Here is a 313-nt window from a genome sequence, read left to right on the forward strand (position 1 = left end):
GCTGGACCGCAAGGCCACCAACATCTCGGGGCTGGCGGCGATCGGTGTTTGGCGCGACGGACAAAAGGTGCTCCTCTCAATCAGGAACATGTGCGGCGAAAGCACGGTTGCCTGGAGCCAATTCCTCGCCGATCTGGACGCGCGGGGCCTGAGGCGGCCCGAGTTCGTAATCGTTGGCGGCGCCCCCGGCCTTGAAGCCGCGCTTGTGGCACTCTGGGGCGAGGATCTGGCCATTCAACGCTGCACGGTTCGGCAGCCACCGCAACCTGCTCGGCCACGCCCCAAAGCGCCTGCATGACGAGCTGAGCGAAGA

The 313-nt window shown here is 65.8% G+C and carries 1 pseudogene; it reads left to right on the forward strand.

From position 1 onward, the window contains the following. Positions 1 to 313 (forward strand): annotated as a pseudogene (locus CG51_RS18985) (transposase); the annotation flags it as partial.

The organism is Haematobacter missouriensis (genome assembly GCF_000740775.1).
GTDB lineage: Bacteria > Pseudomonadota > Alphaproteobacteria > Rhodobacterales > Rhodobacteraceae > Haematobacter > Haematobacter missouriensis.